Raw genomic sequence first — 13747 nt, 5'->3', positions numbered from 1 at the left:
CGTGCCCGCCTGGAGCGCGCCCGTCGGGGGCGCGCCCGCCTCGGGCACGCCCGCCTGGAGCGCGCCCGTCCGGGGCGTGACCGCCTCGGGCACGCCCGCCTGGGACGTGCCCGCCTGGAGCGCGCCCGTCTGAGGCGCACCCGCCTCGGGCACGCCCGCCCGGGGCGCGCCCGCCTGGAGCGCGCCCGTCTGGAGCGCGCCCGTCTGGAGCGCGCCCGTCTGGAGCGCGCCCGTCTGAGGCGCGCCCGTCCGGGGCGCGCCCCCCTGAGGCGTGGCCGGCCGGGGCGCGCCGGTCTCGGGCGTGCCCGTCTGGGGTGTGCTCTGCATCCGTCACCTGCCGGGTCGGGGGGCCGGGCGCCGCTGCGCCCGGCCGCTGGCTGGGGTCGAGGGGTGCCGCCGGGGTCAGGCGGCGGCCGTGATCTCGCCGATGTCGGGCAGGGCCAGCAGTACCGGCGGGTGGGACCAGCCGAGGGGGCGCAGGGTGAGGTTCCGGTGCAGCACGGTGTCCGGGCCGATGGTGATCGGTCCGACGGTACCGACGAGGAGCTCCTGCCGTCCGGGGCACGGGACGTCGTCCGGGTACGTCCCGTGGCTCACGGCGTGGATGAACCAGGTGCCCTCGGGCACTCCGGTCAGCTGGAACGGGCCTGGCTCGGTGATGACCGCTCGGACGGCGGGACATCGCTCCAGGATCGGGCTCTCGAACACGCCCAGGTAGACCGTCGAGACTTCGGGATCGGGCACCACCACCGTCCCGCTCACGGTGCTGGTGTGTGAGTCAGCCCCGGTCCACTCGGCCCGCTCCGCCCTCTGCGCCGACCACTCGGCGCGTCCTCGGCGGCGCTGGCGGTACTGGGTCGGGGAACAGCCCACCGACTCGGTGAACCGGCGGGTGAAGCTGCCCGTGCTGCTGTAGCCCACCTGCACGGAGATGTCGGAGACGTTGAGCGGTGTCGTGAGCAGCAGCCGCTTGGCCTCCTGGAGCCGGACGGCGCTGAGGAACCGTCCGGGCGTGACCCCGGTGACGCGGCGGAACGTGCGCAGGAAGTGGAACTTGCTGACCATGGCCGACTGAGCCAGTTCGTCCAGGCTCAGTGGCTCGTGATAACGCTCGCGGATCGTGTTGACGGCGTACTCGATCAAGTGCTCCATGAACCGTCCCCCTGAAATATGGCATGGCGCGCCGCACGCCCCGCCACGCGCACGGCTGAGCCGTGTGTGCGTGGAGAGCCGCGGCATGACAGCTGGACCGAACTCGTGGAAGCGGCCAGACCGGGGGCTGTTGTCCCCCCGGGCCGGCCGCCGGATTGCGCCAACCCGCACATCCTCACGCGGCCCCGCCCCGGGTGTCTTCTTCAATCTTGCGTTTTCTAGAGCACCGCTACAGTGAAATGGTCACGGGACTCCCGCGGGCTCGAACAAGCCCAGCAATCACGGAGAAGACCGGCCCGGCTCCGGGCTGCGATCCTCTGCGCTGGGCGCCCCGCATCACCACCGCGGTGGCCGTGCCCCGGCAACCGCGCAACGACTCTGTGACGAAAGGGAGTTCATGAACGAAACGAGCGTCATAGCACTCACCGCCGACGAACTCGCCGTGTGGGACCGGATCGAGGTCTGGGACCTCACGGAGGTGTGGGACCTGGCGGAGGTGTGGGACCACGCCGAGGTGTGGGACCACGCCGAGGTGTGGGACCGCGCCGAGGTCTGGGACCAGGCCGAGGTCTGGGACCGCGCCGAGGTCTGGGACCTGGTCGCGGCCTGACCGGCTGATTCGTATGCGCCGGTCCGGCACGGGCCGCCTCGCGCGGCACGGGCCGGACCGGCTCCTCCGGCAGCGGAAGGAGAAACCCCCGATGACCACGCACGGCCTGCAGCCGCCGCCCGCCACCGCCGTACTGAAGGTGCGGACCGGTGTCGACGAGGGCTGGGACGACCGGCTCGGCGGCAACGCCCCGGCGACACTGCGCCGGCGCTGGATCACGCTCGCCGAAGGCCGCATACCCGGCGGTGCCCGCACCTTCGCCCTCCCCGGGACCTGCGGTGACGAAGTCGCGCTGGTGGGCGGGGTCATGACGGAGCCGACCGGTCATGTGCGCTTCGACCCGCACCGCGTGCTCTCGGGCGGTTCGGTCGCCGACGGCGTGGTGCCGGACGGCCCGCACCCCTGGGCGGGACTGCCCGCCGAGCGGGTCTTCCCGGGCTGCCTGCTGATGTTCCCCAACTACGAGACGGCTCCGGCCGGCCCCGGCGCACACGACCCGCGGGCGCTGCACGCCTACGTGGCCGCCCTCCTCGCCTGGTGCCGCGCGGAGGGGCTGCGCAGCGTATCGGCGCTGTTCCTGCGGCCGGACCACCCCGAGTTCCTCGACGCCCTCGCCGAGGCGGGCTTCGCGGTGGTGCCGATGGTCGAACGCTGCGACATGGAGGTGACCTGGCAGGACTTCGACGGCTATGTCGCGAGCCTGCCCCGCAAGCGGCGCTTCGCCGTGCGCCGCGAACTGCGCGACATCGCCGCCGCGGACGTCACGGTGACGGAGCGCACCCTGCGCGACGAGGAACCGGAACTCATCGACCTGCGCGCCCAGTTGGTGACGAAGTACGGCGGCGTCCCGGACGCGCGGCGCGAGGCCGGCTCGCTGCGCCACCTCCGCGAACACTTCGGCGAGCGGAACGTGCTGGTCGTCGAGGCCCGCCAGCGCGGCAGGCTGCTCTCGTTCACCCTGCTGGTACGGGACGGAGACCAGTGGACGGTGCTGATGAGCGGCACCGACTACACCCACCCGGACGCCTCGTTCACCTACTTCGCCACGATGTTCTACCGCCCGGCGGAACTGGCCCCCGAGTACGGCATCCGGTCCTTCGCCTACGGGCTCGGCACCCTTCAGGCCAAGCGGCTGCGCGGATGCACGGTCAGCTCCCTGTCCGCCGCCGCCCTGCTGCTCGACTGATTCCCGAACGACTACGGAGGTCTTCCGTGCCCTCGACCCCGCCACCGTCCCACGACGGGAAGGTCCTGCTCGTCGCCGACCAGGGGCTGCAGTCCGCCGAGCACATGACGGCGAGACAGGTCGACCGCAAGGTCGCCGACTTCTGGGCCGGTATCGGCGGTGCCGGGTTCTTCGACGCGCTCACCCGCCGGTTCTACGAACTCGTCTCCGCGGACGCTGTGCTGGCCCCCCTGTTCCCGGTGCCCGACTGGGACCGGCACGCCGCCCGGCTCGCCGCCCACTTCGGCCGCATCTACGGCCAGAACGACCTGACCGCGGCCTGGGATCCGCGCATGCACCAGGCGCACGCCCACTTCCTCATCACCCGTGAGCAGCGCCTGCGGTGGCTGGAGCTGATGCGGGAGGCCGGCACCGCGCTGGACGCCCCGGAGCCGCACTTCACGGAGTTCCTGACCATCATGAAGATCGCGAGCGGTGAGATGACCGCGGTGTCCCGGGGTGCGGCGCTGGCCCGGGGGGAGCGGTTCCACTGGGACGGATCGCCCGCATGAGCGCCGCCGTCCGCTCGGTGGCCGTGGTCGGAGGCGGTCCCGCGGGCAGCGTCTGCGCGCTGGAACTGTCCCGGCTGCTGCCCGGCACGGCCGTCGACCTGTACGACCGGGACGACGAGGGGCCCGGCGCCGGGATCGTGATGACCCACGACTTCGCCGAGCGGCTGAAGGCCGTCCATCCCGAGGCCCTGCACGTGCCGGAGTCCGCCTGCGCCTCCTGGGACCACACGGTCACCGTGATCGGCGGGGAACGGATCGTCTCCGGCGCCTTCGGCATGTCCGGCCTGTCCCGTCAGGTCTTCCGCGCCCATGTGCGCGAGCTGGCCGCCGCCCGTCCCAATGTGCGCCTGATCCGGCAGACCGTGACCGAACTGCCGTCCCGCGCCGACGTGGTGGTGCTGGCCAACGGCGCGGGCAGCGGCCAGCGCCGCACCCTGCGGCACCGGTTCGGCACCGCGACGGCGGCGGGCCGTACCCGCTACCTGTGGCTCAGCACCCCGACGGTGGTCGAACCCTGCTTCCTGCTGAAGGACCTGGGCCCGGGACCGCTCGTGGTGCACGCCTACCCGCACGGCCCGGCCGAGAGCACCTTCATCGTGGAGGCGGATCCGGACACCCTCAATGCCCACGGCTTGCTCGACCCGCCGGTCGCGGAGGTCGAACGCAGGCTGGCGGCGCTGTTCTCCGCCGAGCTCGCCGGCGCGCCGCTGACGGCCCGGACCAACAGCTGGCAGGCGTTCCGCACCGTGGTCAACCGGCGCTGGTTCCACGAACGCGCGGTGCTCGTCGGCGACGCCGCGCACACGGTCCACTTCTCCACCGGCTCGGGCACCGCACTCGCCATCGACGACGCGCTGTGCCTGGCCCGCGCGCTCGCCGAACACTCCGACCCGGGGGACGCGTTCGCGAAGTACGAGGCGGCCCGCAGGCCGGTCGCGGAGCAGGCGCAGGCGGAGGCGCGGGAGAGCACGGCCTGGTTCGAGCAGCTGTGCCGCGTCGGACGGCTGCGCGGCCACCAGACGGTGTTCGCGCTGCGCAGCCGCCGCCAGGCGAACACGTTCAGCCGGCTGCGCGAGCGGGATCCGGAGTTCGTCGCGCGCACCGTGGCCGTGCTCGCCGGGCACGCCACCGACGCCGAGCCGGTCGATCTCCCGCTGACCGTGGGACCGCTGCGGCTCACCCATCGCCTGGTACGCCTGGATGTCGACGGCAGCAACTGCGTCCTGCGGGGGCCGGACGGGACCCGGGCGGCCGGCCTGGTGGTCGACCGCACCCCGTCGCACCTGCCGGCCGGGGTGGACTTCCTGGCCGTGCCGGCACGGCCCGGCCCCGGCCGGGTGACCCGGAGCGAGGCCGCCGACCGGGTCCGCGGCTCCGCTGCCGTGCCGGTCGCACTCCTGGTCCCGCAGGGGCTGTCCCGCGACGAGGCCAACACCCTGATCGCCGCGGGCCGCACCGATCTGGTGGCCCGCTCGTGACCGGCCGGGCCGCGGCCCGCGGCGGGTCAGAAGTAGCGGCTCATCAGCTCGACGGACCACTCCGGCACCCGCACCTCACCGCGGGGGGCGAACTCGGGCAGGTACGGCTTGACGTCCAGGACCGGGGTGCCCTCGACGGCGTCCAGGCCCCGCACGGTCAGCGCCAGCCCCTCGACCGCCACCAGTTCGCAGACCGTCACACCGAGGTGGTTGGGGCGGTTGGGCGCGCGCTGCGCGAGGATGCCGGTCAGCGGCCAGTCCGGGTTGCCGCGCGGGTGCTGGTCGCCCCGGCAGGTCCGCACCGCCTGGTGGAACGAGAAGATCACCTCGATGTGCGAGTAGGCGTCCAGCCCCCTGGTCGCCGTCTCGTCGAGGGCCGCGGCGTCCAGCTCGACGCGGGACAGCACCTCCCCCCATCCGTCGCGCAGCGACGGCTCACGGCGCGCGCTGCGGACCACTCCGATGGGGCTGATCGGCTTCATCCGGCATCCCTCCCACGGCGCGGGCGGCTGAGCACGGCAGCGCTCGACGGGCCGTCCCGCGCAACGTCAACTCCTCGACAGCCTACGGAGGTTCCGTCATGGGACGACTGATGGCGCGGCTGCTGCCGGAGCCGGGGCCGGGCCGGCTCCTCGTCCTGTGCACCGCTGTCGCCAGCCTCGGCAACGGACTCTACGTGACCGGCGGCGCCGTCTACTTCGTGCAGATCGTCGGGCTCTCCCCCGGTCAGGTGGGCCTCGGTCTGTCGGTCGCGGGCGTCCTGGCCCTGCCGCTGGGGGTGCCGGTCGGGCACATCGCCGACCGGTTCGGCCCCCGCGGCACCACCGCCCTGCTCGCGCTCGGCAAGGCGGTCGCCCTGGTCGCCGCGGCCTTCGCGCATTCCTTCGTGGCGTACCTCCTGGTGGCCGCGGCCCACGGGGCGGCGGAGCAGAGCGGACATGTGGCACGCGGTGCGCTGGTCTCCGGTGTCATGGGCCGGGAGGGCCGGGTGAAGCTGTCCGCGTACATGCGGAGCGTGTTCAACGGCGGCTTCTCCCTGGCGTCGCTGGCGGCGGGCCTCGTCATCGCGGCCGGCTCGCGCGGCGCCTATCTCGCCCTGTTCTGGGGCAACGCCGTGGCCATGGTGCTGGTCGCCGGACTGTACCTGCGGCTGCCCCGGGTCCCCGGCCGGCCACGGAGCGCCACCCGGGAGCGCCGGCCGGCCGCGGCCGTCCGGGACGTGCCCTATCTGCTGGTGGCCCAGGTGTCGGGGATCGCCCGGATCGGGCCCACCGTGCTGGCGCTCGGCGTTCCCCTGTGGCTGGTGACGCACACCGACGCGCCCCGCGCCCTCGCGGCCTGGCTGATGCTGGTCAACACCCTCATGGTGGTCTTCCTCCAGGTACGGCTGGCGCGGGACGCCGACACGGTGAGCGGAGCCGCCCGGCTGCAGCGCATCACCTTCCTCGTCCTCGCCGCCGCCTGTGCGACGGTCACGGTCACCGGCACGCTGCCCGGCGCGGTGGCCGCCGCGGTCCTCGTCGGCGCCGCCGTGCTGTTCACGTTCGGCGAGATCTGGGGCGAGGCGGCGCGGTGGGGGCTGCGCTACGAACTCGCCCCGGCACACGCGCAGGGCCAGTACGGCGGGGTCTTCGCGACCGGCGACGCCCTCGCCCTGATCGCCGGGCCGACGCTGGTCACCACGGTCCCGGACCGGCTCGGCGCGACCGGCTGGCTGCTGCTGACCGCTCTCTTCCTGGCCGCGCTCGCCGCCGGCGGCCCGGCGGTGCGCTGGGCGGAGCGCACCCGCGTGCCGGAACCCGTACCGGAGGCGAAGGTGCCACAGCCCCGGCACGGATGAGCCGGCACCGCCCCTCCAGCATCCCGCCCCGCGCCGACCGAGCCCGGCGGACCGGTCACCGCCGGTCCGCCCGCAGATCCCCTCGCCCACTCACCCGAAGGAGTTCCGCTCATGTCCAGTGACCTGCCCGCTTTCACCGATCTGATCCGACAGGCGAAGTACTCGGCGATCCACCTGGAGACCCGGGACATGTACACCCCCAAGGGCCCGGTGTTCGTGGACTGGCAGGCCGGCAAGCCCATCGAGTTCGACCGCCACCAGGACTGGGTGGACCTGGTCGGGGAGACCGTCGGCCGGGGTGTCGACTGGCGGCGTGCCCGCATCGTCTCCGAGCCGGTGACCGACTTCATCCAGTACGAGTGGGAGACGACGACCATCGTCAACGTGCCGGCCGGCGAGAAGGTGCGCTGGCTGCGCCGCAAGGACGCCTCGGACCTCATGCTGCCCGGCAACGACTTCTGGGTGTTCGACGACAGCCTGGTGCGCTTCACCCACTTCGCGGGCGACGGCTCCTGGGGTCCGCACGAGTTCTCCGAGGACCCGGCGCTGATCCGCCGGTGCACCGAGGCGTTCGAGGCGGTGTGGCAGCGGGCCGTCGACCACGCGGACTTCACCCCCGAGTGGCACCCGGAGGGCTTCGAGGGCGAGCCGCACCGTGTCTGAGCCGGAGCCGTACGAACCGATGCCCGACGACTGGCAGCGGGCCCTCGCCGTCGTCGCGCACCCGGACGACCTGGAGTACGGCCCGGCCTGCGCGATCGCCGGCTGGACGGCGCAGGGGCGGGAGGTGGCGTACGTGATGGTGACGCGTGGCGAGGCCGGGATGGACACCGTCGACCCGGCGGAGGCCGCCCGGCACCGGGAGCGGGAGGAGATCGAGGCCGCGGCACTGGTCGGCGTCCAGGACGTGACCTTCCTCGACCACCGCGACGGCGCGGTGGAGTACGGGCTGCCCCTGCGCCGTGACATCGCGGCCGCGATCCGCCGTCACCGCCCGGAGATCGTGATCACGCTCAACTTCCACGAGCGGTGGCGCGGCGGCGACTGGAACTCCCCGGACCACCGTGTCGTCGGGCGCGCCCTGCTGGACGCGGCCGGTGACGCCGGGAACCGGTGGATCTTCCCGGAGCTGCTGGCCGAGGGGCTGGAGCCGTGGAAGGGCGTGCGGTACGCGGCGGTGGGCGGATCGCCGGGGGCCCGGCACGCGGTGGATGTGACCGACTGCTGGGAGAAGGGGGTGGCCGCGCTGGCCGCGCACCGCACCTATCTCGACTACCTGGGGCCGGACCACCCGATGGCGGACGCCCGGGCCTTCCTGGAACGCAAGGTGGAGAGGTTCGGCAGGCGGTTCGGCGGCCGGCCGGCCATCGCCTTCGAGCTGATCGGCATCTGACCCGCACGGCCGTGCCGACCCCACGCCCCGGGAGCCGTCCTCCGGGGGCGTGGGGTCGGGCGCCGGGACGGGCCGGGTGCGGGGCAGGCGGGGCGCTGACTCGGCAGAGGTCAGCATGAGACCCCCCGAACATGGCTACAGATGACGACGGGTGCACATCCGCCCGAGTCCAAGATCCTTGCGGTGACCTGGGAAACACCGGTTCCAGGCGGAGCCGGTACAGTGAGGAGCGAGCCGTGTTCTACCACCTGCTCAAATATGTGCTGCTGGGTCCCCTGCTCAGACTGGTCTTCCGTCCCCGGATCGAGGGTCTGGAGCACGTACCCGCCTCGGGTCCGGCGATCGTCGCCGGCAACCACCTGTCCTTCTCCGACCACTTCCTGATGCCGGCGATCCTGAAGCGCCGCATCACCTTCCTGGCCAAGGCGGAGTACTTCACCGGCCCGGGGGTGAAGGGCCGGCTCACCGCGTTCTTCTTCCGCAGCGCCGGTCAGATCCCGGTGGACCGCTCCGGCAGGGAGGCGGGACAGGCCGCGATCCGCGAGGGTCTCGGGGTGCTGCGCAAGGGGGAGTTGCTCGGCATCTACCCGGAGGGCACGCGCTCGCACGACGGCCGGCTGTACAAGGGCAAGGTCGGGGTCGCCGTGATGGCGCTGACCGCGGGGGTCCCGGTGGTGCCCTGCGCGATGATCGGCACGTTCGAGGCGCAGCCGCCCGGCAAGGTCGTACCCCGGATCCGCCCGGTGACCATCCGCTTCGGCGAGCCCCTCGACTTCTCCCGCCACGCCGGCATGGAACACGAGAAGACCGTGCTGCGGGCGGTCACCGACGAGATCGTCCACGCCATCATGTCGCTGTCCGGGCAGGAGTACGTCGACGAGTACGCGGGCGTCGTCAAGGAACGGCAGGCGGCCGAGCAGGGCGCGCGGGAGCGCAGGTTCCCGCGGGCCCCGCTCGGCTGACCTCTGCCGTCGGCAGAAAGAGGCCCCCGCCCGCGGCCCGCGTGCCTACGGTCGCCGTATGAAGAGGGCTGTGGTGATCGGGGCGAGCGGGCAGATCGGCCGTCCGGTGGTGGAGGCGTTGACGCGGGACGGCTGGGCGGTGACGGCCGCCTCACGCGGCGGCGGCCGGGACGCGGCGTGGGACGAGGGAGTGCGCACGGCCCGCCTGGACCGGGCCGACGGCGCGGCCCTGGCCCGCCTGGTGGGCGACGGTTGCGACCTGCTGGTCGACGTGGTCGCCTACGACGCCGCTCACGCGCGGCAGTTGACGGGCCTGGCGGACCGGATCGGCTCGGCGGTGGTGCTGTCCAGCGTGGCGGTGTACGAGGACGGCGCGGGGCGGGGTTTCGACACCCAGGGTGAGCCGGACGGTTTCCCGGTCTACCCGGTGCCCGTTGCCGAGACGCAGCCGACGGTCGCGCCGGGGGCGGCGACCTACGCCACCCGCAAGGCGGCGCTGGAGCGCGAACTGTGCGCTCCCGGGGGCGGGCTGCCGGTCACGGTGCTGCGGGCGGGCGCGGTGCACGGGCCGTACAGCCCGCTGCCGCGCGAGGTGTACTTCGTCAAGCGGAACCTGGACGGGCGCCGGCGGCGGGTGCTGGCCCACCGGGGGGAGAGCCGGTTCCATCCGTCGAGTGCCCGCAACATCGCCGAGCTGGTGCGGCTGGCGGCGGCCCGGCCGGGCTCCCGGGTGCTCAACGCCTGTGACGGGCGGCCACCGACGGCCGCCGGGATCGGCGCCGCGATCGACGCAGTGATGGGGGCGCGGACCCGGACCGCGTATCTCGACGGGCCGCCGGCCGGTTCCGTCGGCCGGTCTCCGTGGTCGGTGCCGCTGCCGGTGGTGTTCGACATGTCCGCCGCCGAACGGGAGCTGGGCTACCGGCCGGTGGTGTCGTACGCCGAGAGCCTGCCGGAGACGGTGGAGTGGCTCACCGGGGTGCTGCGCGGGCGGGACTGGCGGGCGTGTTTCCCGCTGCTCGCCCAGGTGTTCCCGGACCTGTTCGACTACGCGGCGGAGGACGCCTGGTTCACCGCACAGGCCACAGGCTCATGACACGGCAGAGGGGAGGCCGGGAGGTCCGGCCGCCCCTCGTCGCCGTGGCCGTGCGGTCAGGGCTTGGGCGTGGCGTGCGGGGCGCAGGTGACGTCGTCGCGGTCCAGCGTGCCGTCGATCAGGTAGGCGTCGACGCGCTCGTTGATGCACGGGTTGACCAGGCCGGTCACGCCGTGGGAGCCCGCGTCCCTCTCGGTGATCAGGCGGGAGCCCCGGAAGCGCTTGTGCAGTTCGACGGCGCCGGCGTACGGGGTGGCGGCGTCCCGGGTGGACTGCACGATGAGCACCGGCGGCAGGCCCTTGTGGGTCCCCACCTCCACGGGGGTGTGCTGCTGGGCGGGCCAGGTGGCGCACGGCAGGTTCATCCAGGCGTTCGCCCAGGTCATGAACGGGTGGTCCCGGTTGAGGCGGGTGTTGTCCCGGTCCCACTTGCGCCAGCTGGTGGGCCACTTGGCGTCGGCGCACTCGACGGCCGTGTAGACGGCGTTGGAGTTCTCCGAGGCGATGTTGCCCGCGGTGTCCGACAGGTCGGGTGCCGCCGCGTCGACCATCGCCTGGGTGTCCCCGGCGACGTACTTGCTGAAGGCCGTCGCGACCGGGACCCACGCGGAGTCGTAGTACGGGGCGCTCTGGAAGAAGGAGATCAGCTCGGCCGGGCCGACGACCCCGCCGAGCGGCCGCGCCTTCGCCGTCGCGCGCAGCTTCAGCCACTCGGTTTCGACCGCGGCGCGGGTGGTGCCGAGGTGGAAGGCGGCGTCGTTGGCGGCGACCCAGTCCTCCCAGTCCTTCCAGCGGCCCTCGAAGGCGACGTCCTGGTCCAGGTTGGCCTGGTACCAGATGTTCTCGCGGGAGGGGTCGACCACGCTGTCCACGACCATGCGGCGCAGGTGGCCCGGGAAGAGGGTGCCGTAGACGGCGCCGAGGTAGGTGCCGTAGGAGACGCCGAGGTAGTTGAGCTTCCTCTCGCCCAGCGCGGCGCGGATGACGTCCAGGTCGCGGGCGGTGTTCGGCGTGGTCATGTGGGGCAGCATCGCGCCGCTGCGCTCGCCGCAGCCCTCCGCGTACTCGCGGGCCAGCTTGCGCTGCGCGGTCTTGTCGGCCGTGCTGTCCGGGATCGGGTCGGGCTTGGGCGCCTTGACGAACTCCTGCGGGTCGACGCAGGAGACGGGCGCCGAGTGGCCGACGCCGCGCGGGTCGAAGCCGACGAAGTCGTATGCCTTGGCGACGTCTGCCCAGAGGGGGTTCTTGCCGGTGACCCGGCTCGGGAAGCGCAGGCCCGAGGCGCCGGGGCCGCCCGGGTTGTAGACGAGCGCGCCCTGGCGCTCCTTCTTGGTGCCGGTGTTGCCGATGCGGTCCACGGCGAGTTCGATCTGCTTGCCGTAGGGGTGGGCGTAGTCGAGCGGCACGCTGACCCGGCCGCACTGGATGGGCTTGGCCAGCCCCCAGTCGGCCGGGCAGTCCTGCCAGTGGATGCCGGTCTCGGCGGCCCGGGCGGCCGCCACCGCGGCGCCCCTGGCCTCCCGGTCCGGGCCGGGCCGGGGGGTGGCGCCGGCCGTCTGCGCCGACACCGCCCCGCCGATCAGGGTCGCGGTGACGAGTACTCCGGCCGAACCGAGCGCCATCAGGCGGCTCTTCGGTTTGTTCTCCCTCAAGTGGGCCCCTCCCCTAACCTCGTTGCGAGTGTCAGACGGGGATCCTCGCGGCTGTGAGCCCGCTGAGAACAGGGGTAGCCACCCGAATTTACCAATCCGATAACCGGACGATCACGTCCCGCTGAGCGGATCGCCCCGCGCGTCGTGCCCTTCGCTCGCCCCCTCGGTCGCGCCCTTCAGTCGAGCAGGCACAACGCCTCGTCCAGCAGCCGGCGCAGCCGCAGGGCGTCCGGGGCCACGGCACTGACGAGCACGGCGGGCCCGGCGAGCGGCACCAGCGCGGCACACTCCCCCAGCATCCGCGCGGCGGGCAGATGGTCGACGAACTCCGGTTTCACCACCACCAGTTGACCGACCGACCGGTGACCGGAGAGCACGGCCGGCCCGTCCCAGCCGCCGGGTGCGCCGGGCCCGCAGGCCAGTTCCTGGTCCAGCAGGGTCCGGCCGGCGGCCCGCACGGTCAGCCGGCTGGTGAGCCGCCCGGGCTGTTCCCCGGCCCGCCCCAGCACCTGTTCCTCGCGCAGCACGAGGCGGGCGCCGACGCCCAGTTCGGCCCGGGTGGTGACCTCCAGGTCGCTGCCGTCGGCCGAGATCAGCTGCTCGGGAAGCCAGCGCAGTTCGGCGCCGTCGGCCACGTCGAGCCGGACGTCGTAACGGGCCTCGCCCTTGGTCTGCCCCGGCAGGGCGATGGTGGCGGCGGCCGAGCCCACGTGCAGCCGGGCGCCCTCCTCCACCCGGACGCCCAGCGTGAAGCGGTCGCCGCCGAGCGGGCCGCTCATCGCGCCGACGAGGGTGACCTTCGCCTCCGACCCGCTCGACCGGGTGCGGCGCGGCGCCAGCGGGCCCTCGCCGTCCAGGACGGGCAGGGCCGTACCGCCCCGCCCGTCGGCGCGGGCCACGATCCGGGCGTCGGCCCTGACCCCGGTGAGGGTCATGCCGTCCACGCGGCGAGCCGCCCGCGCACCCACGCGGCCACGTCGGCGACCCCGGTCTCACCGCGCAACGACTGGAACACCACCGGGAGTTCGGCGCGCTGCGCCTTGGCGTCGGCGGCCATCCGGGCGAGGTCGGAGCCGACGTAGGGGGCGAGGTCGGTCTTGTTGACGACAAGCAGGTCGGCGGTGGTGACGCCGGGGCCGCCCTTGCGCGGGATGTCGTCGCCGCCGGCCACGTCGATCACGAAGATCTGTGCGTCCACGAGCCCCTTGGAGAAGGTGGCGGTGAGGTTGTCGCCACCGGACTCGACGAGGATCAGGTCCAGCGGTCCGACCGCGTCCTCCAGGTCCTCGACGGCTTCGAGGTTGGCGGAGATGTCGTCGCGGATCGCGGTGTGCGGGCAGGCGCCCGTCTCGACGGCGCTGATCCGCTCGGGCGGCAGCACGGCCTCGCGGAGCAGGAACTCGGCGTCCTCGCGCGTGTAGATGTCGTTGGTGACGACCGCGAGGGAGAGCTGGTCGCGCAGCTCCCGGCAGAGGGCGGCGACGGTGGCGGTCTTGCCGGACCCGACGGGGCCGCCGAGCCCGACGCGCAGCGCCCGCCGCGTTCCGTCGGGGCGGTGCGCGTCCGCGCTGAGGGCGGCGGGGCCGGAGTGGGTGTGGTCGAGATGCATACGGCGGCTCCAGTTTTCAGCCGGGTCGGGCCGTGGCCGACCCGTCCGGCGTGTGCGGACGGGGCCGTTCAGGCCGATACGGGGAATCCGGGGGGCGCAGCCCCCGGGGTCGGGCACGGGAGGGGTGGCGGGGCGAATCCTGCTGGGCGAGGGAATCTGCCAGGAGGGGGGAAAGCTGCTGGGCGAGGGAATCTGCCAGGAGGGGGGAAAGCTGCTGG

14 protein-coding genes and 1 pseudogene are annotated in these 13747 nt (G+C 73.5%); 10 read left to right on the top strand and 5 right to left on the bottom strand.

All coding sequences use genetic code 11. The annotated features are described in order from the left end of the window. Positions 1-9: 9 nt before the first annotated feature. Positions 10-210: pseudogene (locus AB0B40_RS17490) on the top strand (pentapeptide repeat-containing protein); the annotation flags it as partial. A gap of 192 nt (positions 211-402) precedes the next feature. Here AB0B40_RS17490 and AB0B40_RS17485 read toward each other — a convergent pair. Then, positions 403-1152 (bottom strand): AraC family transcriptional regulator, encoded by a 750-nt coding sequence (locus AB0B40_RS17485; protein ID WP_345054342.1) that lies wholly within the window; start codon positions 1150-1152, stop codon positions 403-405. Between the two features lie 397 nt (positions 1153-1549). Between AB0B40_RS17485 and AB0B40_RS17480 the strand changes: the two genes are divergently transcribed. The 4 genes from AB0B40_RS17480 to AB0B40_RS17465 all read left to right on the top strand — a co-directional run bounded on the left by AB0B40_RS17480 (position 1550) and on the right by AB0B40_RS17465 (position 4977). Then, complete coding sequence (locus AB0B40_RS17480) at positions 1550-1762, top strand: hypothetical protein (protein ID WP_345054339.1); 213 nt, start codon at positions 1550-1552, stop codon at positions 1760-1762. Positions 1763-1853: 91 nt separating this feature from the next. Then, entirely contained in the window at positions 1854-2948 is a 1095-nt protein-coding gene (locus AB0B40_RS17475; RefSeq protein ID WP_362264336.1) for a GNAT family N-acetyltransferase, read from the top strand. Between the two features lie 26 nt (positions 2949-2974). Further along, positions 2975-3499: a hypothetical protein gene (locus AB0B40_RS17470; protein ID WP_345054334.1), complete on the top strand. Its 525-nt coding sequence runs from the start codon at positions 2975-2977 to the stop codon at positions 3497-3499. Then, positions 3496-4977, top strand: a complete 1482-nt coding sequence (locus AB0B40_RS17465) for an FAD-dependent monooxygenase (RefSeq protein ID WP_345054331.1) — start codon at positions 3496-3498, stop codon at positions 4975-4977. Before AB0B40_RS17470 ends, AB0B40_RS17465 begins: the two co-directional genes overlap by 4 nt. Before the next feature lie 26 nt (positions 4978-5003). Here the strand turns inward: AB0B40_RS17465 and AB0B40_RS17460 are convergent, their stop codons facing one another. Beyond that, positions 5004-5459, bottom strand: a complete 456-nt coding sequence (locus AB0B40_RS17460) for an SAM-dependent methyltransferase (protein ID WP_345054329.1) — start codon at positions 5457-5459, stop codon at positions 5004-5006. Between the two features lie 98 nt (positions 5460-5557). Here AB0B40_RS17460 and AB0B40_RS17455 point away from each other — a divergent pair, with 98 nt between their 5' ends. The 5 genes from AB0B40_RS17455 (at position 5558) to AB0B40_RS17435 (ending at position 10268) form a co-directional block, all read left to right on the top strand. After that, positions 5558-6817 carry an MFS transporter gene (locus AB0B40_RS17455; RefSeq protein ID WP_362264333.1) on the top strand — a complete coding sequence of 420 codons (1260 nt, stop codon included), beginning with the start codon at positions 5558-5560 and terminating at the stop codon, positions 6815-6817. A 111-nt stretch (positions 6818-6928) separates the two neighbouring features. Further along, positions 6929-7480 (top strand): DUF6879 family protein, encoded by a 552-nt coding sequence (locus tag AB0B40_RS17450; protein ID WP_345054324.1) that lies wholly within the window; start codon positions 6929-6931, stop codon positions 7478-7480. 19 nt (positions 7481-7499) lie between these two features. Beyond that, entirely contained in the window at positions 7500-8210 is a 711-nt protein-coding gene (locus AB0B40_RS17445; protein WP_345054396.1) for a PIG-L deacetylase family protein, read from the top strand. Positions 8211-8446: 236 nt separating this feature from the next. Further along, a complete protein-coding gene (locus tag AB0B40_RS17440; RefSeq protein ID WP_345054321.1) occupies positions 8447-9172 on the top strand; it encodes a lysophospholipid acyltransferase family protein in 726 nt (241 codons plus the stop codon). Between the two features lie 58 nt (positions 9173-9230). Beyond that, complete coding sequence (locus AB0B40_RS17435) at positions 9231-10268, top strand: NAD-dependent epimerase/dehydratase family protein (RefSeq protein ID WP_345054319.1); 1038 nt, start codon at positions 9231-9233, stop codon at positions 10266-10268. 56 nt (positions 10269-10324) lie between these two features. Here AB0B40_RS17435 and AB0B40_RS17430 read toward each other — a convergent pair whose 3' ends face one another. The 3 genes from AB0B40_RS17430 to ureG all read right to left on the bottom strand — a co-directional run bounded on the left by AB0B40_RS17430 (position 10325) and on the right by ureG (position 13529). Then, complete coding sequence (locus tag AB0B40_RS17430; protein WP_345054316.1) at positions 10325-11920, bottom strand: alpha/beta hydrolase; 1596 nt, start codon at positions 11918-11920, stop codon at positions 10325-10327. A gap of 176 nt (positions 11921-12096) precedes the next feature. Beyond that, positions 12097-12855 (bottom strand): urease accessory protein UreD, encoded by a 759-nt coding sequence (locus tag AB0B40_RS17425; protein WP_345054313.1) that lies wholly within the window; start codon positions 12853-12855, stop codon positions 12097-12099. Further along, positions 12852-13529, bottom strand: coding sequence for an urease accessory protein UreG (gene ureG / locus AB0B40_RS17420; RefSeq protein WP_345054310.1), 678 nt, complete (start codon positions 13527-13529; stop codon positions 12852-12854). The genes AB0B40_RS17425 and ureG overlap by 4 nt, the downstream gene beginning before the upstream one ends. Between the last annotated feature and the right edge of the window lie 218 nt (positions 13530-13747).

The sequence above is a fragment of the Streptomyces sp. NPDC042638 genome (assembly GCF_040647235.1).
In the GTDB taxonomy this organism is placed as follows: domain Bacteria; phylum Actinomycetota; class Actinomycetes; order Streptomycetales; family Streptomycetaceae; genus Streptomyces; species Streptomyces rameus.
This window is presented reverse-complemented; position numbering and strand designations above follow the sequence as displayed.

What these genes read in the sequence shown, in the direction of transcription:
- AB0B40_RS17435 (WP_345054319.1), top strand. Translation starts at nt 9,231, where the DNA reads ATGAAGAGGGCTGTGGTGATCGGGGCGAGCGGGCAGATCGGCCGTCCG.
- AB0B40_RS17425 (WP_345054313.1), bottom strand. Translation starts at nt 12,855, where the DNA reads ATGACCCTCACCGGGGTCAGGGCCGACGCCCGGATCGTGGCCCGCGCC.
- AB0B40_RS17480 (WP_345054339.1), top strand. Translation starts at nt 1,550, where the DNA reads ATGAACGAAACGAGCGTCATAGCACTCACCGCCGACGAACTCGCCGTG.
- AB0B40_RS17475 (WP_362264336.1), top strand. Translation starts at nt 1,854, where the DNA reads ATGACCACGCACGGCCTGCAGCCGCCGCCCGCCACCGCCGTACTGAAG.
- ureG (WP_345054310.1), bottom strand. Translation starts at nt 13,529, where the DNA reads ATGCATCTCGACCACACCCACTCCGGCCCCGCCGCCCTCAGCGCGGAC.
- AB0B40_RS17485 (WP_345054342.1), bottom strand. Translation starts at nt 1,152, where the DNA reads ATGGAGCACTTGATCGAGTACGCCGTCAACACGATCCGCGAGCGTTAT.
- AB0B40_RS17460 (WP_345054329.1), bottom strand. Translation starts at nt 5,459, where the DNA reads ATGAAGCCGATCAGCCCCATCGGAGTGGTCCGCAGCGCGCGCCGTGAG.
- AB0B40_RS17445 (WP_345054396.1), top strand. Translation starts at nt 7,500, where the DNA reads ATGCCCGACGACTGGCAGCGGGCCCTCGCCGTCGTCGCGCACCCGGAC.
- AB0B40_RS17450 (WP_345054324.1), top strand. Translation starts at nt 6,929, where the DNA reads ATGTCCAGTGACCTGCCCGCTTTCACCGATCTGATCCGACAGGCGAAG.
- AB0B40_RS17455 (WP_362264333.1), top strand. Translation starts at nt 5,558, where the DNA reads ATGGGACGACTGATGGCGCGGCTGCTGCCGGAGCCGGGGCCGGGCCGG.
- AB0B40_RS17465 (WP_345054331.1), top strand. Translation starts at nt 3,496, where the DNA reads ATGAGCGCCGCCGTCCGCTCGGTGGCCGTGGTCGGAGGCGGTCCCGCG.